The organism is Nostoc sp., assembly GCF_036917415.1.
Taxonomy (GTDB): domain Bacteria; phylum Cyanobacteriota; class Cyanobacteriia; order Cyanobacteriales; family Nostocaceae; genus Nostoc.
Genome location: NZ_JBALDJ010000059.1, coordinates 1 through 21966, shown reverse-complemented (window position 1 = coordinate 21966; position 21966 = coordinate 1). Strand labels below are relative to the sequence as shown.

The window sequence follows — 21966 nt, the reverse complement described above, 5'->3', positions numbered from 1 at the left end:
TTAACTCATCAAAATTGAGCGAGAGTATAATTTTAATTATGATTAAAGTTGCTTTATTACATTTTTGCTTTGAAGATTACACTATTGAATTAGCAAACAGTTTGGTTAAATATGTTGATTTAACGCTTATTCACCCGGAAAAAGTCTCAAATGTATGCAGCAATGTTCTTGATTCAAGTATCCGGGTGATTACCTTTAAAAAACCACGGATTCGCGATCCGCGCAACCTATTGTCTATGTACGCGATGATGCGTATTATCAAAGACATAAAGCCAGATATTTTGCATGTGCAAGAAACTAACGATCCTTGGTATGATTGGACATTGTTACTCAACAAAATGCCACCACTAGTGACAACTATCCATGATATATTCCGTCACCCAGGGGATAGTATGTCTGTATTTGGTTCAGAGTATACCAGGCGTATTGCCTTTTACCGTTCCCAACAATTGATTGTTCATACTCATCAACTAAAAAAGATTCTAATTGAACAATTCCGTATACCTCAAGAGCGAGTCAATGTTTTACCACATGGGGAACTTGGTAGTTTGTATAAGCGTCGGGGTAATCACAATAGTCAGACTCGCGATCCAAATACATTACTATTTTTTGGACGCATCTGGCCCTATAAAGGATTGAAATATTTACTTCAGGCTATGCCTTTAATTGCTGAACGTATACCTGAAATCAAGCTAATTATCGCTGGACGGGGAGAAAACATAAAACAATATTTCCCTAATGGTTATGATGAGAAACGCTACGAAATTATCAATGACTTTATCCCCCTTGAAGAAGTAAGTAATCTATTTCAACGCAGTACGGTAACAGTTCTACCATACATAGAAGCCTCTCAAAGTGGTGTAGCAGCCTTATCTTATGGGATAGGAACACTGGTTGTAGCCTCGGAAGTAGGGGGATTAAGTGAGATAATTCAGCATAAAAAAGATGGGTTATTAGTTCCACCTTGTGATGTCCAATCTTTAGCTGATGCCATTATTTATTTGTTAAGCGATCGCGACTTGCAACAATGTATGCAAACTGCGGCATTAGCTCGTTGTCAGGAAGATTTAAATTGGTCAAATATTGCTGCTCAAACAGCTCAAATTTATTATCAAGAAATAAATATGCAAAATAAATATTAGTTAATTTATTATGCGGAAAATACTAATTGTTACTGAACAGGTATTCACGATTTTGAGCTTGCTGATGTATTCAGGGGCAATCTTTGTTCTCGTACTGTCAGGAGGAGCTGGACAGAGCGATTTAGTAGAAATTGATAGTTCTGGGATTCGGATTATTTATTCCTTAATCTACGCAGTTACAGTAATACTACTAGTTTTGCGTTGGAAGAAAACTCTTTATTTCCTTAGGAAAGACTTTTGGCTTTATTCTTTAATTTTATTGTCAGCTGTTTCTATTATTTGGTCTTTTGAACCATCAACAACATTAAAAAATAGTTTTTCCCTGATTAATTCCAGTTTATTTGGATTATATTTTGCTTCGCGATATAGCTTAAAACAGCAGTTACATTTACTTGCTTGGAACTTTGCAATTATTATAATACTCAGTTTTGTTTTTGCCATAGCTTTGCCTAAATACGGAATCCAGAGCGATTTGGATGGCTCAAAGTGGCGTGGAGTATTCACGCACAAAAACGGTCTGGGAGCAAGAATGGTAACGAGTAGTATGACTTTTTTTATCCTTGGTTATCAAACTCAAAGACGTAGTTGGCTTTTCTGGGTAGCGTTTAGCTTGTCAATAATACTCTTACGGCTTTCCGCTTCCGGTTCCTCTTTAGTTAATCTATTAATTATAATATTGGCATTTTTTACTTTTCAAATTTCGCGTTGGTCTTACCAGTTCATTGTACCAACCCTAATAATGATGGCGACTATCAGCCAAAGTTTATATTTTTGGTTGTCTAGTAACCCTAATATCCTGTTCGGTGCAATTGGTAAAGATGCGACACTGACGGGTCGAACAGAATTGTGGCCATTAGTAATTGATAAAATTTGGAAACATCCTTGGCTTGGTTACGGTTATGGTGGATTCTGGCAAGGATGGAATGGCGAATCTGCCGATATTTGGCTTGCAGCTGGATGGACGCCAAACCACCCCCACAATGGTTATCTGGCTCTTTGTCTTGATTTGGGTCTTTTAGGGTTAGGAGTCTTCTTTTTTGGATTTTGGCGCAGTTATCTGCAAGGATTTGCTTGCGTGCGTAGTAGTAAAACAGCATTTGATATTTGGCCACTTATACACATGACATTTATACTCTTATCTAGCCTCACTGAGTCTAACTTGGTGGAATCAAATAGTTTAACTTGGATACTCTATGTGGCGGCATCTCTCTCAGTCAAAATGTAAAGATGAAGTAAAAATCAGATGATTAATCAATATAACTGTAACCAGCTAGTAACAGCAAAACTAATAGCCATTATGATGTAGATATGCATACTTATTGTTTAACCCAGTTTCGCCAAGTATGAATATAGGTTCCATAAATAAGGTATATTTTAGACTTGGCAAGTGAGTGTTTTACTAAAGTAACGTTTCATATTTCTCTGCCTATCACCCATAAATTCAGGGTTTCGACCATTGTTCCAAGTGAGTGAATAATTACTTACTAAACTAATTAAAAATTGAAATTATTATGGCATCACCGAAGAAAGTACTAATTATCGTTGAAAACCTCCCAGTTCCCTTTGATAGACGGGTATGGATGGAAGCAACTACTTTGCAAAAAGCTGGGTATGAAGTTAGTGTAATTTCACCTACAGGTAATGGCTTTGAAAAAGATTACGAAATTATTGAGCAGATTCACATTTACCGTCATCCTCTACCACCGGAAGAAAGTTCTGTCATTGGTTATCTCCGAGAGTACAGTTGGGCAATTAACTGGCAATTCCGTCTAGCTCAAAGGGTATGGCGAGAGCGTGGTTTTGATGTCATACATATTTGTAATCCGCCCGATTTACTTTTCTTGGTAGCAGCATGGTTTAAATTATTTCATGGTATATCTATTATTTTCGATCATCATGACCTCAGTCCTGAAATGTATGAAGCTAAGTATCGGCGGCGCGATATTTTTTATCATGGATTACGCTGGGCTGAACGCTTGACCTATGCCACAGCAGACATGGTAATTTCAACGAACGAGTCACACCGAGAGGTAGCTCTTAACCGTGGGCACAAGAAACCAGAGAAAATATTTGTAGTTCGTAGTGCGCCGGATCTTTCGCGCTTTCGCCGAATGCCACCAAACCCCAATTACCGTAAAGGTAGAAACTACTTGATAGGTTACATGGGTGTTATGGGAGAACCAGAAGGTATTGATTATCTTCTAAGAATGGTATATTACATTGTCCACAAAAAAAATCGCTCTGATATTCACTTTATGCTAATTGGTAATGGACCTATGGCAGAAAAGCTCAAGGACTTATCTAAAGAGTTAGAAGTGAGTGAGTTTGTAGAATTTACAGGGTTTAAGCAAGGTGAAGAGCTCTTAGAGCGGCTCTCCAGCTGCGACGTGTGTGTAGAGCCTTCTCCAACATCTGCTTATAACGAAAACTGCACCATGAATAAAATCCTTGAATATATGGCAATGGGAAAAGCAATTGTCCAGTTTGATTTGCGAGAGGGAAGACGTTCTGCACAAGAAGCATCTCTTTATGCCAAGCCTAACGATGAGGTGGAATTTGCCGATAAAATTCTAGAACTTCTAGATTTTCCTGAACGTAGAGAAAAGCTCGGAGCTGAGGGGCGACGCAGAATGGAGGAGATTCTTGAATGGCAATATCAAGCTCCAAAACTGTTAGATGCTTACGATAAAGTTTGGCAAAGTAGGTAGCTGCTTTAACTTTCAGAATTACTATACTAAGTAACTGGATTGAGTAATGAATAGATGTTTATGGTCAAAAATTACAAACTGATTAAAAGTCGAGTTTTTTACTTGATTTTTAAATTTTGCCTTTGGCTAAGATAGTTGATCTAACAAAGAATATAGCCGTATAATATCCAAGTAAAAAATCAAGCCTTCGATAATCCAGAGAGAAATTTGAATGTTAATGGCTAATGCAAAAGACTTTATAATTCAACGTCCTGTTATTAGAGGGTTGGGTTGATTTATGGGATGGCAGTTATAGTTAGGACGTAGTTAACTCACCTAAAATCCCAAAAATAACAAATTTTTTGTTGAATAAAAGTACACATTTGCACCAAATGGGGACTAAATTTTTAACTTAAATACCCTATACTACAAAACAGTTAAGTATTTATTGCTTTTTTGTCTTTGCGTCTTTAGCGATTCGGAAAAAAATGATTTTGATAAGGAGTTAAGCTTTAACTTAACCGTATTGGTCTATACTATATTTTATATTGTAAAATTATACATAATCAGTATTGTCAATTGCACTGGTTTGTGACTGTTCTAAGTCAATTTTTAGTTTCTTGCTTAAGACCTGTACTTGGGAAGATTTATGTCAGAAAAATCTATGGAATCTAGAGAATCTATTGATTTAGACCTTAATCGTTACTTATTGATATTGAAACGGTGGTGGCTACCGGCTTTCAGTATATTTGTGGCGACAGTTATTCTGAGTGCCATATCTACACAATTTCTGAAGCCAGACTATGAAGCAGAAGGAAAACTGTTATTCAGGGTTCCCAGCTTTAAAGTAGCAGGCAATAATCTTTACCCTGATACCTCTGAAGGAGGAGACGCAGGAGATTTGAAACCATTGGTAGCAACTCAAAATCCCATAAGCAGTCAGATAGAAGTTATTTCTTCCCCAGCTTTATTGCAACGGACAATAGACAAACTACAACTTAAAGACAATGATGGTGAACCTCTGGAGGTGAAAGAACTACTAAAAGTCCTGAACCTAAAAATTGTTGGTGGGACAGATGTATTGCGTATTGCTTATAAAAGTCACGATCCTGAAGAAGCAGCGGCAGTAGTGAACACAATTATGAGGTTTTATTTAGAAAATGATATTCTGACAAATCGGTCTGAGGCAGGAGCAACTCGTCAGTTTATGGCCAAGCAACTTCCTACAACTCAAGCTGCTGTCAATAATGCAGAAGTAGCGCTACGTATATTTAAACAAAAGCATCAAATTGCAGATTTATCAGAGGAGACAAGGTCAGCTGTTGCGACTATTGGAAATTTAGACAATGAGATGAATACTGTCAAGGCTCAACTGGATGAGGTAAATGCCCAAACCAATGAACTGCGGCAGAAAGTAGAGCTAAATTCTCAGGAAGCGATCGCTGTGAGTGCCCTTAGTCAGTCACCAGCAGTACAGGGAATTCTTACACAACTCCAAGAGACCGATCGGCAGTTAGCGGTTGAGCGCAGCCGTTTTCTAGATGACAATCCTATAATTATTAACCTAGAAGCAAGAAAATCTAATTTAAAATCTCTCCTGCAACAACAAGTTGGTCAGACTATTGGCAATCAAACACAAGTTCCCCAGAACCTATTGCAAATTGGAGAACTCAGACAAAGCCTGATACAAAACTTTTTGCAATCAGAAATACAACGTTTTGGCTTAACTCAAAGACTCTCCTCTCTATATAATTCTCGTGTCAGCTACGAACAGCGGGTGAAACTCATACCTCAGCTAGCACAAAACCAGCGAGAGTTGGAACGGAAAGTTGAAGTTGCAGAATCAACCTATCAAACTCTATTGAAAAAGGTTCAAGAGCTACAGTTAGTTGAAAATACAAATACACCTAGTTCCCGGATTATTGCTCAGGCTTTAGTGCCCGAAGATCCTACATTAACCAAAACAATAATTGTTTTGGTGCTAGGAGTCATGTTCGGTTTGTTTTTTGCTACCACAACTGTACTTTTTCTCGCTATAAGAGATAGATCTCTAAAAACACTTAAAGAAATTAGAGATGTATTTGGATATACTTTGCTAGGAATTGTTCCTTTGTCTGTTAAAAAGCTTCGTTCCCGTTATTCAAATGCAGAATCAATATCTCAAACAATTGCCGTCAGGGATACTCCCCACTCTTTAACGAGCGAAATGTACCGGATGATTCAAGCAAATCTGAAATTCTTAAGTTCAGATAATTTGCTCAAAACCATTGTGATTACTAGCGCAGTTCCTAAAGAAGGCAAGTCTACAGTTTCTGCTAATTTGGCAGCAGCGATCGCTCAACTAGGACGTCAAGTTTTACTAATCGATGCAGATATGCGAGTTCCTTCTCAGCATCATCTCTGGCAACTAACCAATGAAGTTGGTTTGAGTGAGGTTCTTGTAGGTCAGGTTGAATTTGACATTGCCGTATCTAAGGTAATGGACAACCTGGATGTTTTAACTGCTGGAGTTAGACCTCCCAACCCACTTGCTTTGCTTGACTCAAAACGGATGGCATCACTCATTGAGAATTTCTCGTCTCAGTATAAATATGACTTTGTAATTATTGATGCCCCTCCACTACTTTTGGCAGCCGATGCTTTGACTTTAAGCCAAATGACTGATGGTATTTTGTTAGTAGCCCGACCTGGAATAATTGATTCCAACAGTGCTAATGCTGCTCAAGAGATATTAGAGAGATCCAATTACAACGTTCTAGGTTTAGTAGTCAACGGAGTCATTGATAAAAATGAATCTAGTAGTTATCGATATCATTCTCACGAATATTTTAAACCAAGAGAGTTGACAAAAGAGGTTAAGGGACTGGCGAAGAAATAAAGCTTCCAAAAAATTATTTTAGGAGTTACATCAAGTTCGGATAAATATTTATTAATAAAGACTGATGCAAAGACGCAAGAAGTCTTAAATAATAAGTAATTAACCGGACTTAGAATTATATAGCGCTCCTACATCTGATAAGGTATATCTTCACCAGTATAGGAAATGCTATATTAGGAGCTATAAATAATTTTTAGGATGGTAGTCCGATTTCTTTAGGTGTTGCCACTCCAGTTTCATTGGATTCATTAGGGTTTTTGCTAGCCTCGAAAGTAATATGTGTAACTCAGTTTGCTCCATGCACAAAACCTTATTCATCCAAATATCTCTGGTAGCCGCACATAATTTCAGCATCTCTATTCTTCTTGTTTATGCGGTCGTGCTATTGGGTCTTGTTTTCCTTTGTGGCTCTTCCCGATCCGTCTCCAATTGGGTTGTAGACAAAAAGTCTATATAAATCTGTATAAATAAGAACCTTATCATACAACCCAATGTCATACTTTTAACTACTATGGGTTTTCGTATGCTCCTCTATCGGTTGCATAACCGGACACACGAGGATTGCCTAAAAAATCGGTTGTCAAACTACTCCACTTTAAACCACTATTAATTGCCGGACTTGTTGATTTCAATCTAAAGTCACGAGCCGAGGCATTTACAAACTGTGGATCTGCAATGATATCGCGAGATCCTGTAACCTTGATCGTCGAATGATTGGAATAAACATTGTAGTTATAATTGACGTTGACATTTTTCATATTGCTATTTACAGCATTACCAGGAGAAGCATACATGATGTTATTGAAAATTTTGACATCAGACGAATAACCAGCATAAATTTCACCCTTTGCCTTTTTTTTAACATCTGAACTTTGCTGATTCAAATATGCCGTGTTGTTGATAATATCGATATGCTGACTATCATGGGAATGAATACCTGAACCGCCATTCTTGTAGGTGATGTTGTTAGCAATTAAAATCCGTCCTCTATATCCTTTTGAAACATCAACAATAATGCCATTACCGTCTGTGATCTTTCCGGCTTGATACCAAGGAACGTACATTCGATTGTTGTAGCTCTTGTTATTGGTAACAAATATTTTGTATCCCTGGTTGTTGTCAGAACTCCAATTATTAAGCATGGAAATGCCACTGCAACCATTACGTGTGTACCAAGAGTTATTAAAAACAGTGTTATTATCCACTTTCACATAATCAGCTTCGATTGCTGAGATACCTGATCCTCCACAATCATGCACTTTGTTGTTCAGAATATTTATGTGATGAGAACGACCTTTGCCTTCTTTTTCTCCAATGCTTATGCAATTTCCGTTAGTAAACCGATTGTTACCGTTATCCTTCTGACTCATCGCATAATCACGGTCGATTTTAGCATTGTCTCCTATGACCTCCAGCCCGTTAATCTCGATATATGAAGCTTTATTTGAAATCAAGATACCATTCCATGTATCGTGCTGAATTTTTGGAAAATGCCCAGGATATGCTTTATATTTAATCCATGCATTTGCTGTTCCAGAACGTTTAATATTTAGTACAGCCCCATCTTGGGGTCTATTCTTGTATTCCCCGTTCATAATAAGTACCGTATCGCCAGGATTAGTAAGGTTTGCTGCCCTTTGAAGTGTCCTAAAAGCGGAAGAGGTAGAAAGCCCGCTATTTCTGTCGTTTCCGTTATTACTAACATAGTATGTTGTCGCAGTTGAAATACGACTGATCAGCTTGCGGTTAGGTAGTGGTATTTCCTGAACAGTGGATAACTGAGGAACATCTTTAAATAAAGACTCTGTTATTTTCTGTCCTTGAACCAGACCTGTTAATGCCCAGGGAAGTACAAGAGATGCGCTCAAACTGAGAAAACCGAAACCATGAATCATCATAGGGAAAAATAGGGTATGTTGCAAAAACTCAATCGTTAAAGGTCAGTAACTCTAGCCTTAGTTAATAACCCAGTATTGGATATGGTCGTATCACTGCCACTTGTAAGTTTATACACGGTTTTATAGGTTTAAACCTGCGCATTTTTGCCTAAATATGGCTGAACCACCTTTTGAGCTTGTGTTCTAAAAAATCGCAAACATCTGATAAAATCACTGAAACAAATATCAGTATCCAGAGTTACCCTATTTATGAACACCAAGCAACCGTACAAATGGCGTCATTTCCAATTCGACATCATTCTACTGTGTATACGCGATATCTGTGGTTAAAATAGTATATCTGTCATCAATTAGTTGATTTACTTAAATAATTCTTATGATAATAAGAATCACTAAATTACTAAAAATAAGTTATTGACTAGTATTTACGGAATCTGCTTTCTAAAATATTCTCATTATCATAAGAAATCCGAGTACTTACAATAAAGATTTTAAAAGCCTATCAATGCATATTAAGAATTTACAGCGAGAATTTTAAAGTTTACAGTATTTCTGTACGAGTAATATTACTTAAAATTATTATAATGACGGATATATAACAGTGGTCAAATAGCTTAGAACATTGGCAAATCAGAAGAGAGCGGCTGTCAGAGTATTTATAGCAGACTTGTCCTAACCAGTATCACAGCCTCTATAAAACGCAATTTGGAAGAAGCGATGCCTTGTGGAGCGTTTGTTATGTGTAACTTGCTTTTGATTCAAGGATAGTGCAATTTTAGGGACGAAGAGGGTTGGCCAACGCCCCAATTTGCATCTATCTCTTAAATTAGAGTCCGAATAAGTTCAAAAGATTAAAGATAACACCTAGAGGTCCAGTTATAGTGTTGACGGTATCACCAGTCTTAGCTGAACCAGATCGGTTGACTACTACAACGTCATTATTGCGGAGTATGGGATTAGTTTGCTCATTAATCCCAGCGGAGAAATCCACTTTTACTATACGTTTAGTGACAGAGCCATTAGGGTTGAGGCGAATTAAATCAACAGCTTTACTACTAGCTCTGGCATCATTAAATCCGCCAGCGGCGAGTATAGCTTGATTTAAAGAGCTATTCGGTTGAACATCTGTTAGACCTGGTTTTTTAACTTCGCCGACCACACCAACCTGAATCCGTGTAGGAGACAAAGTAGTGGTAGCTAATTGAGTAGCTTCTGCGGGGTTAATTTCAGTTGCCGTCGGAATAACAATCGTATCTCCGTCTTGCACAATAATGTCTTGATTGGCATCACCACTCTGTAACAGTTGCCAAAGATTAATATCTATAGATTGTTCTGAGCCAGTTCTTGTAGGTCGGCGTAGCTTGAGATTACGCACATCAGCTTGTGCTGTAATTCCGCCAGCTAATTGAATTACCCGTGTCACATTTGGTAAACCATTGGGGCTGGCAGTGCCACTGTTAGGGGTTGCGCCCACTTGGCTATCTGTATTACCTGGGGTGACAAGATACGAACCGGGACGGTTAACTTCACCAATAATTGTTACCGTGCGAGGTGTGGTTTGGCTGGCGGCAAAGTTGGATGCAAATATATTGCGAGATTCTGCCACGTTGAAGTTGGTTGCTGTTGGCACAACTATAGTGTCTCCATCCCGCAAGGTAATATCCTGCGATAAGTTGCCTGTTTGAATGAGTTCCTTCAAATTGAGGGTGACAGCTTGTTCTGAAGAACGTCCTATCTTACGCCGTAATTGAACTTGAGTCACATCCGCAGCTAAAGTCACCCCCTGCGCTGTTGTTAATGCGGCTAATACAGTGGGGTATTGTACGCCTGGATTGTTCCCAGCGCCTCCACTCAGGTTTAGAGTGTAAGCTCCAGGACGTGTCACTTCTCCAGCAACGAAAATATTGATGGGACGAGGAGACAACAGATTGACTGAGATTAAGGGACGTTTGAGGAAGCGAGCATATCTTCTAGCTATTTCGTCAGAAGCTTGTTCAGTTGTTAGCCCTAGTACCGACACACTGCCAATTAAAGGTAGGTTGATTGCTCCACCTGGGGGAATTTGGTATTCACCTGTATATTCAGGTACTTCAAATACATTTACACGGATGAGATCGCCGCCTCCTAATGAATAATTAGTATCTAATTGTGTTTGTATGATTGGTGGTTGTGTAGTTGGTGGTAATGGTTGTCCCTGAGCTAGACTGGCAGATGACACAGCGGCATTGACAGCAGTTAACAAAGCCATACCTACAGCTGGCTGAATTAGGAATTTAGACAAACTTTTGTTAAGCATATTTACCTGAGACTCTGAAACTACAATCAATAAAGTACTGTCTAAACATTTTTATTTTGACTATACCTAAATATTCAAGTTCCCCGACACTCTTATTTTCCTAGAAAAGTGTGATTTTCCGGAGGAAATTTGTTTATTGAACTTAAATTTTTAGTGAAGTTAGCTTAAAGTTAATGTTGCTTGAATAGAGCAATATCAAAAAATATAGGATTTACGCAACTAAACCCAGTTTCTACAAGAAATTGTCTGTTAGCCAACAATCAAGTAGTCACGAATAAAGTTTTCTTGTCAAAGTTAATTTGATGACATTTAAAATCTGCAATGAGTAGTAAGGAACTACTAAAATTATGAACAAATTCATTAAATAAATACAAATAACCTTGAAAAGATGTCGGAATTTTATTTTTTGTGGATTGTGTTGGGCAAAGAGAACTTAAAAAGGCAGAATTTGGGTTTTGTTCTTCAAGCCACTCGACAATTTACTATTTGGCAACAAGACTAATTCAATGAGTTGTTTTTTCTTTGGATCTGTTGAATAAAAAATTCTTCTAGGGAGTGACGTGACAAGTTAATGGCGATAATTTTACCTTCCATGAGACGAAGACTGGCAAGAAAATCATAGTAATCATCTTGTAGTGTACCGTGCCAGGAACCATCAGGCTCAAATATGATAGTGGGTATCCATTTTTTGAGAATTTCCCAGTGACCACCTTGACCTTTGACGTGATATGTGTTGCCTACGCCTAAGAGTTCATTGAGGGAACCAGAGCAAATTAGTTCACCTTGAGCGAGGATGGCAATGCGATCGCAAATTTGTTCTACTTCACTAAGAACATGGCTATTAAAAAAAATTGTTTTACCAGCGGCTTTGAGCGCCAGGATAATTTCTCGCATTTGGTAGCGTCCCACTGGATCGAGACCAGACATAGGTTCATCCAGAAAAACTAAATCTGGCTCATTAATTAATGCCTGTGCCATACCAACACGCTGTAGCATTCCTTTAGAATAGCGACGCAGCAGCTTTTTACGAGCATCGGCTTGCGATAAACCCACTAATTCCAGCAGTTGGGGAATGCGTTGACGTTGGACACTTTGGGGAATTTGGAATAGCCCAGCGGCTAGCTGCAAAAATTCCCAGCCAGTGAGATAGTCATACAAATAGGGATTTTCTGGTAGATAACCGATATGTTGCTTAACACTGCGATCGCCTATTGGTTTACCCAACAACGATCCCTGTCCAGAGGTGGGATGAATAATTCCCAGCAATAATTTTAAAAGAGTGGTTTTACCAGCACCGTTTGGCCCCAGCAACCCAAAGGTTTCGCCTTTGTAAACTGTTAAAGAACAGTTTTTGAGAGATACGACTTTTTGATTTAGCCAAAAACCAGTGCGATAGACTTTTCGCAACTCAGAAGTTAGGACTACTGGCGGAATGTCTGTCGTATTAAGTTGAGAATTAGGGTCATCTGCAACAGACTTCATCTCGGTTAAATCACTATTTATCAGCTTGGTATTAATTAAAAATTACCCGGTAGGCTGATAATAACCATCACCAAGCTGTGTGTCAATTATCGTGAACTGGGGAGTGGAGGAGCAAGGGAGAAGTAATAAGTCTTTCCCCTCTGCTCCTGTGCACCTCTGCCTCTTTCAATGCCCAATACCCAATATCCAGACTCCCTTCATAGAACTCCCTTAGAACTGGGAATTATGCCAGCACGTCGGGGGTCAATTTCCACCGCCAGCCGCGTTGCTCTTGCAAAGGCTTTAAATGTCGCTTCAATAATGTGATGGGAATTAATACCATCCAATTGTCGAATGTGCAATGTCATTTGGCTGTGGTTCACCAAAGCCACAAAAAATTCTCGCACCAGTTGGGTGTCATAGGTTCCTACCCGTTGAGTAGGAATTTGCAAGCCGTAGCTGAGGTGAGGGCGTCCAGAAAAGTCTAGTGCTACCTGAACTAAGGCTTCATCCAGTGGTGCAAGAAAATTACCAAAGCGGACAATGCCTTTTCTGTTGCCTAGTGCTTGGTTCAAAGCTTGCCCCAAGGTAATACCTACATCTTCGTTGGTGTGATGGTCATCAATTTCCCAGTCTCCCTTGGCTTGGACATCGATATCAATCAGCCCATGTGAGGCAATTTGATGCAACATGTGATCCAAAAACGGAATGCCTGTTGCTACTGTGCAAGTTCCTCTACCATCCAGGTTGATAGTAACTTGCACATTAGTTTCACCAGTGGTGCGATGAACAGTGGCAATCCGAGGGGTTTGAGTTAACTGATCGTGGTTTGAATTAACTTGGCGATTGGTTGTTTGCATGGGGAATGGGGAATGGGGAATGGGGACTGGGGACTGGGGAATGGGGACTGGGGAATGAGGACTGGGGAATGGGGAATGGGGAATAAATTCTTCCCAATACCCAGTACCTAATTCCCAATCCCCAGTCCCTAATTACATTCCCATAATTTCATATCCTGCATCTACATAGAGAATTTGTCCGGTAATGCCGCTGGACAAATCACTACACAAGAAAGCCGCAGCGTTGCCTACTTCTAGCTGAGTGACGGTGCGTCGTAGGGGAGCTACTTCTTCTACATGATGAATCATATCCAAAATCCCACCCACTGCTGAAGATGCCAAAGTGCGGATGGGGCCTGCGGAGATGGCATTCACGCGAATATTTTGCGGCCCTAGTTCAGCAGCCAGGTAACGCACACTAATTTCTAACCCCGCCTTGGCAATTCCCATGACGTTGTAGTTAGGGATCGCTCTGACGCCACCTAAATATGTCAGGGTGACGATACTACCTCCCTCTGTCATCAAAGGTTTAGCTGCACCACTTAACTGCACTAGTGAGTAGGTGCTGATTTCTAAGGCGGTGTTAAAGCCAGAACGAGAGGTTTGGCTAAAATCTCCACTCAAATCGTCTTTGCTAGCAAAGGCTAGACAATGGATCAGAATATCTAGCTTTCCCCACTGTTCGCGGATTGTCTCAAAGGTAGATTTAATTTGGTCTTCATCTTGGACATTACAGGGAAGAAATAAGCTGGGGTTAAGAGGTTCTACCAATTCTGCAACTTTTTTCTCCATTTTGCCGCGTTCATCCGGTAGGTAGGTGATACCTAGATTTGCTCCGGCTTTGTGCAGCTGTTGGGCAATGCCCCAGGCGATCGAGCGGTTATTGGCAATACCTGTAACAAGGGCATTTTTTCCAGTCAGATTTAGCATAGAAATTGTTAATGCGATCGATCATTAGGAGCATACTAGAATCTGAGGCTAGTTTGTCTTTGTTTTATACAGGATTGACAAAAATGAATATTGCTAACGGTGTTTCCTATGAGAAAAATCTTGATTTTTTATAAAGATATTCTCAAGATATCTTTATTTGTTCTTCAAAAAACCTTTTGAATACAGCTATTAGAACTACTTATCAACAATTAGTAGCTGAAAGGATCAACAATTATGTATCATTATAAACAAAGAGTTATGAAGAGATTAGTTTGAGTATAGGAAAGTACAGAAAGGTTGACGGTGCTTTATTCATTTTTCGGGTGTATTCTTAGGTAATCAGTTTTTGTTTTTCCGGCATTGGGTAGGGGAAGGGAGATGATCGTGACACAAGATAAAGCCCTAGCAAATGTTTTTCGTCAGATGGCGACCGGGGCGTTTCCGCCAGTTGTGGAAACGTTTGAACGCAATAAAACGATCTTTTTTCCTGGCGATCCTGCCGAACGAGTTTATTTTCTTTTGAAAGGTGCTGTTAAACTTTCCAGGGTGTACGAGGCAGGAGAGGAAATAACGGTAGCATTGCTGCGGGAAAATAGTGTTTTTGGTGTATTGTCATTGCTGACAGGAAATAAGTCGGATCGGTTTTACCATGCGGTTGCATTTACTCCTGTAGAATTACTGTCGGCACCAATTGAACAGGTAGAGCTAGCACTCAAGGAAAATCCAGAATTATCAATGTTAATGCTGCGAGGTCTGTCTTCGCGAATTTTACAAACAGAGATGATGATTGAAACTCTCGCTCACCGAGATATGGGTTCTAGGTTAGTGAGTTTTTTGTTAATTCTTTGTCGAGATTTTGGCGTTCCTTGTGCAGATGGGATCACAATTGATCTGAAATTATCTCATCAAGCGATCGCAGAGGCAATTGGTTCAACTCGTGTTACCGTTACTAGGCTACTGGGAGATTTGCGTGAAAAAAAGATGATTTCTATCCACAAAAAGAAGATTACTGTACATAAACCTGTTACCTTAAGTAGGCAGTTCACATAAAAACAATTGGAGAAAGGGGAATTGGCGCGTGTTGTGTTTTGAAAAATGACACTAATAGCTAGAGGTAAATCTAAAATTGAATAATTTCAGCTATTGCCAATTTTCACTTCTTTCCAGACAATGCTTAAAAGTAGTAGGCTGTATCTGGAAGGATTTCGGTAGCTAAAGATGACCACCGGATACATCCTCATCGCAGCAATTTTGATTCTGGGAGGCGTAATTGCCACCGTGGGCGATCGCATCGGCACACGAGTTGGCAAAGCCCGCCTCTCACTTTTTAAGCTTCGTCCGAAAAACACCGCTGTACTAGTAACAATTTTTACTGGTGGTTTGATTTCAGCATCAACATTAGGAATTTTATTCGCTGCCGACGAAGGCTTGCGAAAAGGAGTCTTTGAGTTAGAGGATATTCAAACAGACCTCAGGCAGAAGCGGGAACAGCTAAAAACCGCAGAAACTCAGAAAAGTCAGGTAGAGGGTGAACTAAACCAAGCAAGAATTGCCCAAGCAAAGGCACAACAAGACTTGCAGGCAATTAATCAATCTTTGCAGGCAGCAAATGCCAAACAACGCCAAACACAAGCTCAGTTGAACCGCACCATTAGTCAACAAGCCCAAACCCAAACTCAACTCCAACGCACTCAAGGTCAGCTAGATCGGGTGGTAACTCAATACCAAAAAGCCATAGCTGAATTGCAAAGCGTTTACGACCAGAGAAAGGAACTACAGGCGGCAGTTGAACTACTGAAAACAGAACGTCAAAGACTTTATGCGGAAGCGAAAAAAGCCATTGACGAAGCCAAAACAGCAATTGAAAAACGCGATCGCGAACTTGCTAACCGTCAAGAAGCTATAGAACAGCGCGATCAAAAAATTTCCCAACTGGATCAACTAATTCAAAAGCGTAATCTAGAAATTACAGCGCGAGAGCAAGTGATTGCCAAACGTGAATCGCGCCTCAAAGAATTGGAAGCACAACAGGAGGAACTAGAACAGGAAGTTGCCAGACTGGAAAAATATTATCAGTCCTACCGCGACCTGCGTTTGGGTAAGCTGGCCTTAGTTCGTGGTCAAGTTCTGTCCGCTGCTGTAATTCGTGTTACTCAACCTGCTGCTGCTCGTCAGGCAGTGGTACAACTTTTACAAGAAGCCAATCGCAACGCCAACCTTGAATTAAGCGAACCTGGTGCAAATCCTGCAAATGTAGAGCTACTGCGTGTGACCCAGGATAGGGTCGATCAATTGAGCAAGCAGATTGGCGATGGTCAAGAATACGTCGTGCGAATTTTCTCTGCTGGTAATTACGTTAGGGGAGAAAAGCAGATAGAATTTTTCGCGGATACAGCCCAGAATCAACTAGTTTTTTCGGGAGGCGCGGTGCTAGCTACAACTACTGCTGATTCCAAAACCATGACATCTTATCAGTTACAGCAGCGCCTAGAAATACTGATTTCTGCTTCCCAATTTCGTGCCCGTAATGCCGGAATTGTCGAAAATGTCCAAGTAGAAGGGACTTTTCTGCGCTTTGTCAGCCAACTGAGACAGTATAATCAACCCTTGGAGATCAAAGCGATCGCAGCAGAGGATACTTATACAGCCGGGCCATTGAGAGTAAAATTAGTGGCAATAGTTGACGGAAAAATTATTTTTAGTACTTAAAAAATTATTTGCACACTGTTATTAGTAAGATTTAAACATATTGAACAGCAGGCAGAATAATTGCTGTAGCTGCATTTTTATCTAGCAGACACTACGCGAACATTTCTAATTTTTAATTTTTAATTTATTATGAATTTCCGTGAATTTTCACCAACGCAACCAGTCATTTTGGGGTTTGATCCAGGTCGAGATAAGTGCGGTTTAGCGGTGATGGGACTGGATCGGCAACTGTATTATCATCAGGTTGTGCTAGCAAAAGAGGCGATCGCTACCATTGAGACACTGCGTCAAAGGTTTCCGATCTCTTTGATGGTCATGGGCGACCAAACTACAGCCAAACAGTGGAGAGAGAAATTATATCAAGAATTGACAGAACCCCTGAGCATTATTTTAGTGGATGAGCGCTACACAACCTTAGAAGCACGCGATCGCTATTGGCAAATGTACCCGCCCAAAGGGTTAATAAAGCTATTGCCACAGGGTCTGCGACAGCCACCAAGACCCATAGATGACATTGTTGCCATCCTTTTAATTGAAAGATACCTAAATCGCCTCACTGAATCAGCAGCCAGCCAATTTTAGATTTTTTCTTCAATCCAAAATCTAAAATCCAAAATCCAAAATTAAATAACTCCTAAGTTTTAAAGTTCCGCGCGAATCGTAAAAGCATAGTCTCCTCCAGGCTCTAGCTGGTAATCTTGTTGCTCCAAAAATCGACCGAGGGGTTCTTTGATCAAGGCGCGACCTTGGGAAGGCTTGACGGCAAGTTCTCCCCGGCGAAAATGCCACTGGAAATGCCACTCAAACTCACCCGCACTCACTTCGCCCTCAAGGAAGCCGTGTTGCCAGGATTGGCGGGTAATTCTGACATGGGCAATGGTTTCTGGCAGACGTTTTGCACTCACAATGCTTTATGTCAAGTGTGGAATAACAGCCGATGATCTAGGCTATTTATTTTATTTACCAAACATATCTTAATTAAACAAACTGACAAAGTGGGTATTTGTAGTTGACTATGTTGTGTTTATAAGCAAGACGACTTCAGTATCCTGAAGCCGCGCCACCGATAGCGTAAGCAAGCTGTCTCCTAGAGAAGCGTTAGCAAGTCTTCCTTCGAGGGTCACAGCTAGTCGTAGAGGTTGGAAAATAAATCAAACGAGAAATGCTAATTTTTTCGTTGCTTCTAGCGATCGCACTTTCACTACTGGCACATTTGAGTAATCGTTTCTATTTGCAATGTGAAGCAGTCTCTACCCTCAATACCCAAATTAGCAGTGTCCAACACTCATACCATAATTGCGTCACCGAAAGTCTTTGTTGCGAAGTCCATAGTATATCTATGCCGCAAGATAGCTGTTTTTTGAATCTATATGTACTCTAAAAATTGGGCAAAAGTACCTGAAGTATACAATCAATTAAAAACTATAAATAAAAAAGTTTCGTGATTTACGCATAGACACTTGTACAATTGGGCAGTGATGCAAGAACAACTATGTCGAACACCAACGCCTAGAAAAGCGGGAGGAATGTCTCGTGGAGTCTTCAGAAAAAACATAAAAAGCGGCTTTTTATAAGTTAGTAGTACTAAGTGTATTTTCATAAATCACTTTATATACTTTGGCATCTTATTTTGTTTTACTGTCTAAATAGTTTGTCAATAATGATTTAGGTATAACTATTATTTATTAATATTTATTTCATGCTCAGTTCCCTAACTTCAGTAAGATGCACGCTCACTCCAAAAATCGATATTATATTGATTAAATGTAAATTCCAGTTTGCGTAATGAGGTAAGTAATGGCAATTAAGTTGAAAGTTCCAGATATTAAAGGTGATGAGTGCGCCAAGAAGATAACTAAATCTATTCTGACTATGGAATCTGATGCCAAAGTAGACGTGAACGTTGATACTAAAACTGTAACTGTAGATACTGCGGCTTCTGAAGAGTCAATTAAACAGATGGTTCAATCTGCTGGTTATACTATAGAGGGCTATTAATTAAATTTCTAAATTTTCTAATAAATTTAGATGAAATGATTTAGCCAGCACAATTGCTTATTAAATCTACGCCCGTCAAACGGACGTAGATATTAATAAGTTACTCTACTCAATTGCAAATTTCCCTCTTTTGACAGCAGGGCAAATGGATCTAAATATTGGCAAGCCGGAATAAGACTTAAATTACCTAAGACCGCAATCAAATATGAATTTCAGAAAATTAAATCCTAACTCTCATATTAATTATTATTAGGTAGAAGTTAGAGGCAACTGATGGTTGTCTGTCAAATAACATGGTATTTTCACGCCTAGTAAAAAAATAATTATATTCACTTATCCTTAAGTCTAAGTACTAGGGAGGATTTATGATGAATAGCTAACTGATAGATAATTGGTGCAGAAAGCTATAGCTAGAAACATGGAAACCAAACAGCTAGGAAAAACTGGTATCTTTGTGAGTGCGATTGGTTTGGGTGGTATGCCTATGTCAATTTCTAATCGCCCTCCTGAATCGCAATCAATCCAAGTTATTCATCGGGCTTTGGATCTGGGTATTACATTTATTGATACTGCCGATTCTTACTGCAAAGATGAGTCAGAAAAGCACCACAACGAGCAATTAATTCACAAGGCACTTAGTAGTTATAAAGGTGACGTTAACCAAGTGATTGTAGCAACTAAGGGCGGTTTGATGCGTCCCAATGGTAACTGGACAAGCAACGGCAACCCAGAACATTTGCGCCAAACAATTCGAGTCAGTTTTGAGGCGTTGGGTGGTGCTAAACCCATCGATGTTTGGCAGTACCATTCTCCCGATACTAATTACACCATTGAAGAATCCCTGACGCCAGTTAAAGAAGCAGTAGAAGCTGGTTTGATTCGGTTTGTGGGAGTTTCTAACTTTTCCGTTGAACAAATTAAGCGGGCGCGGGATGTAGTTGATATTGTCTCAGTGCAGAATCAATACAGCCCTTGGCAACGACAGCCAGAAAATGACGGCGTATTGAAGTATTGCGAACAGCAAGGATTGACCTTTTTACCTTGGAGTCCCTTTGGTGGTAGGCGTCGCCATCAGGACTTGCAAGATATTTCTGCGATCGCTCATTTAGCTAAAGAAAAAGGCGTATCGGTGTATAATATCGTGTTGGCGTGGTTGCGTTCCAAGTCGCCTGCTATTTTGCCAATTCCTGGTGCTAGCAAAGTTTCGAGCATTGAAGATTCAGTAGAAGCTATCAATGTGAAACTATCTGATGAAGAAGTCCAAAAAATTGATCGGGCAACTTAATCGTTCGGCGTTGCTAATTCAATGTATAAATCTGGGTGTAAAGACATTGGATTGCAACGTCTTTACAAAGATTTTTAAATCAGGCAAAATCATTTTCATACCTGAATTTAGTAACGCCAATTATTCCACTCGCTTACGTAGATGTGGTAGAAGTTGCCTATAAAAAAAGACATGATATTAGAAACACACCGCTTGCTAATGCGTGATTTTGTAGAGACAGACTGGCAAGCGGTTTTTGCCTATCAATCAAATCCTTTGTACTTGCGTTATAACTATTGGACACAACGCACACAGAACGATGTTTGCAAGTTTATCCAGATGTTTATCGATCAGCAAAAAGAGCAACCAAGAACAAAATTTCAGTTAGCTATTATCCTCAAAAAAGAAAATCGGCTTATTGGCAATTGTGGCATCCGTGTAAATGACCTGGAAATGCGAGAAGCAAATATCGGCTATGAACTAGACACTCAATATTGGGGACAAGGTTATGCAACAGAAGCAGCACAAGCCATTTTAAAGTTTGGCTTTGAAGAACTGGGAATGCATCGGATCTGGTCTTGGTGTGTTTCAGAGAATGCTGCTTCTGTAAAGGTATTAGAAAAAATTCGTATGCGTCGTGAAGGTCATCTGCGGGAAAAAGAGTTAATCAAAGGCAGATGGTACGACAACTTTCTTTACGCAATCCTTGAGCATGAGTGGAAAGCGAACTAATATTGCTTCTATGAGCTACCTCAGAGACAATATCATAAATTACTGAGAAATTGAGGATAAGACAAGTTCAGAGGGTCGCACAGATGACCAACACTATCCTCAATTTCCAAACAGCTATGGGACAATACGGTTCAGTTAAGGCTTAATTCTTTATCAAAGTAATTTTTTAACGAACCGCAAAGGCGCAAAGAACGCAAAGGAAGAGAAGAAAGAAATGCTTAACTGAACTGTATTGAGCTATGGGACACGAAGTATTAACAGCAGCGGGTAAAAAATATCTGCGTTCTGGTGGACAAATAGCTACAGATAAATTATTTCAAAGGGCAAACATTTCAGCCTGGAAGATTATCAGCCTTTTTTACGGTTCATAATACCAAAATACTATAACCTGGTGTTTTTTTCTTGATGTTTACTAATGCACCTGATGCTTTAAAAGCTGAATAAAACCTGACATTTTTGCTCATCCTCTCTGAGAAAGTCGCAGAGAATAATTAGTTATTTATGGAGTCTAAAAAAATGCGATCGCTACTTTTAACTTTTGCTCAAAATTTAAATTTATCTGAAACTCAGTTGGAAGAAATCTTATCACAACCTTTAACTGAAGTTCTCACTTTACCTGAATTACAACAAGAATTAAACAGCTTAGATACCAATTTACTTAAGAAAACCTTGCCGACAGCAGGAGGAGTTTTAGCTAAAGAATTACCACCTTTTTATAACTGGCTGAAAAATGAGCTGGGAGTCAAGCGGGTTCCTGATAGTCCTAATCACACAACAACATGGGTAATTGGTTTCCTGCATAATCAAGAAAGTTTAACTCATTTAGTTGAGTTACACCGTCCAGTACCTCGTCTGGCTTTAGAAGCTTCTATTCCCCGCTTGGTAGGGATGTTTGAAGGTGTTGAAGATGTGCAAGTTCGGCAGGAATGGCAAAAAGCGATCGCGGCTTTATGTCTAGTTTTAGTTGTTGCTGCACGCGAACAAGATAGAGTAGCTGTAGCAATGTAAATTACTGTTCTTTGCGTATAAGTGCGCACAGCTGTCATTGGTGTCAACTTAACGTATAAGCTAGATTTGGCGAACTTTCCAGGTTTGACCCTCACCCCCAACCCCTCTCCCAAAATTGGGAGAG

18 protein-coding genes are annotated in these 21966 nt (G+C 39.7%); 12 read left to right on the top strand and 6 right to left on the bottom strand.

Annotated elements, in window-relative coordinates:
* The first annotated feature begins 38 nt into the window (after positions 1–38).
* The 4 genes from V7K41_RS11430 to V7K41_RS11415 all read left to right on the top strand — a co-directional run bounded on the left by V7K41_RS11430 (position 39) and on the right by V7K41_RS11415 (position 6707).
* Positions 39–1142 (top strand): glycosyltransferase family 4 protein, encoded by a 1104-nt coding sequence (locus V7K41_RS11430; protein WP_334848141.1) that lies wholly within the window; start codon positions 39–41, stop codon positions 1140–1142.
* A gap of 10 nt (positions 1143–1152) precedes the next feature.
* Positions 1153–2367, top strand: a complete 1215-nt coding sequence (locus V7K41_RS11425; RefSeq protein WP_334848139.1) for an O-antigen ligase family protein — start codon at positions 1153–1155, stop codon at positions 2365–2367.
* A 286-nt stretch (positions 2368–2653) separates the two neighbouring features.
* Positions 2654–3850: a glycosyltransferase family 4 protein gene (locus V7K41_RS11420; protein WP_334848137.1), complete on the top strand. Its 1197-nt coding sequence runs from the start codon at positions 2654–2656 to the stop codon at positions 3848–3850.
* A 628-nt stretch (positions 3851–4478) separates the two neighbouring features.
* Complete coding sequence (locus V7K41_RS11415; protein WP_334848135.1) at positions 4479–6707, top strand: GumC family protein; 2229 nt, start codon at positions 4479–4481, stop codon at positions 6705–6707.
* Between the two features lie 509 nt (positions 6708–7216).
* Here V7K41_RS11415 and V7K41_RS11410 read toward each other — a convergent pair.
* From V7K41_RS11410 to fabI, 5 genes are all read right to left on the bottom strand, one after another.
* Entirely contained in the window at positions 7217–8629 is a 1413-nt protein-coding gene (locus V7K41_RS11410; protein WP_334848133.1) for a right-handed parallel beta-helix repeat-containing protein, read from the bottom strand.
* A gap of 802 nt (positions 8630–9431) precedes the next feature.
* Positions 9432–10901 carry an SLBB domain-containing protein gene (locus tag V7K41_RS11405; RefSeq protein ID WP_334848132.1) on the bottom strand — a complete coding sequence of 490 codons (1470 nt, stop codon included), beginning with the start codon at positions 10899–10901 and terminating at the stop codon, positions 9432–9434.
* 498 nt (positions 10902–11399) lie between these two features.
* Positions 11400–12383, bottom strand: coding sequence for an ABC transporter ATP-binding protein (locus tag V7K41_RS11400; protein ID WP_334848130.1), 984 nt, complete (start codon positions 12381–12383; stop codon positions 11400–11402).
* A 197-nt stretch (positions 12384–12580) separates the two neighbouring features.
* Positions 12581–13222 (bottom strand): imidazoleglycerol-phosphate dehydratase HisB, encoded by a 642-nt coding sequence (hisB, locus tag V7K41_RS11395; protein ID WP_334848129.1) that lies wholly within the window; start codon positions 13220–13222, stop codon positions 12581–12583.
* A 132-nt stretch (positions 13223–13354) separates the two neighbouring features.
* A complete protein-coding gene (fabI, locus tag V7K41_RS11390) occupies positions 13355–14131 on the bottom strand; it encodes an enoyl-ACP reductase FabI (RefSeq protein WP_334848126.1) in 777 nt (258 codons plus the stop codon).
* A 378-nt stretch (positions 14132–14509) separates the two neighbouring features.
* Between fabI and ntcA the strand changes: the two genes are divergently transcribed.
* The 3 genes from ntcA to V7K41_RS11375 all read left to right on the top strand — a co-directional run bounded on the left by ntcA (position 14510) and on the right by V7K41_RS11375 (position 17422).
* The gene (ntcA, locus tag V7K41_RS11385) at positions 14510–15181 is read left to right on the top strand and encodes a global nitrogen regulator NtcA (RefSeq protein WP_094347373.1); all 672 of its coding nucleotides are present in this window, start codon (positions 14510–14512) and stop codon (positions 15179–15181) included.
* Between the two features lie 168 nt (positions 15182–15349).
* Positions 15350–16840, top strand: a complete 1491-nt coding sequence (locus V7K41_RS11380; protein ID WP_334848124.1) for a DUF3084 domain-containing protein — start codon at positions 15350–15352, stop codon at positions 16838–16840.
* Positions 16841–16969: 129 nt separating this feature from the next.
* A complete protein-coding gene (locus tag V7K41_RS11375) occupies positions 16970–17422 on the top strand; it encodes a resolvase (protein ID WP_334848122.1) in 453 nt (150 codons plus the stop codon).
* A gap of 59 nt (positions 17423–17481) precedes the next feature.
* On the opposite strand, the gene V7K41_RS11370 is transcribed toward V7K41_RS11375, so the two are convergent.
* Entirely contained in the window at positions 17482–17745 is a 264-nt protein-coding gene (locus tag V7K41_RS11370) for a DUF3146 family protein (protein ID WP_069070640.1), read from the bottom strand.
* 892 nt (positions 17746–18637) lie between these two features.
* On the opposite strand from V7K41_RS11370, the gene V7K41_RS11365 reads away from it, so the two are divergent.
* From V7K41_RS11365 to V7K41_RS11345, 5 genes are all read left to right on the top strand, one after another.
* Positions 18638–18838, top strand: coding sequence for a heavy-metal-associated domain-containing protein (locus tag V7K41_RS11365; RefSeq protein ID WP_334848121.1), 201 nt, complete (start codon positions 18638–18640; stop codon positions 18836–18838).
* Between the two features lie 418 nt (positions 18839–19256).
* On the top strand, positions 19257–20123 hold the full coding sequence (locus V7K41_RS11360) for an aldo/keto reductase (protein WP_334848197.1): 867 nt from the start codon (positions 19257–19259) through the stop codon (positions 20121–20123).
* A gap of 171 nt (positions 20124–20294) precedes the next feature.
* Positions 20295–20834, top strand: coding sequence for a GNAT family N-acetyltransferase (locus V7K41_RS11355; protein WP_334848119.1), 540 nt, complete (start codon positions 20295–20297; stop codon positions 20832–20834).
* A 239-nt stretch (positions 20835–21073) separates the two neighbouring features.
* Positions 21074–21205, top strand: a complete 132-nt coding sequence (locus tag V7K41_RS11350) for a hypothetical protein (RefSeq protein ID WP_334848117.1) — start codon at positions 21074–21076, stop codon at positions 21203–21205.
* A 145-nt stretch (positions 21206–21350) separates the two neighbouring features.
* The gene (locus V7K41_RS11345) at positions 21351–21842 is read left to right on the top strand and encodes a hypothetical protein (protein ID WP_334848195.1); all 492 of its coding nucleotides are present in this window, start codon (positions 21351–21353) and stop codon (positions 21840–21842) included.
* The last annotated feature ends 124 nt before the right edge of the window (positions 21843–21966 follow it).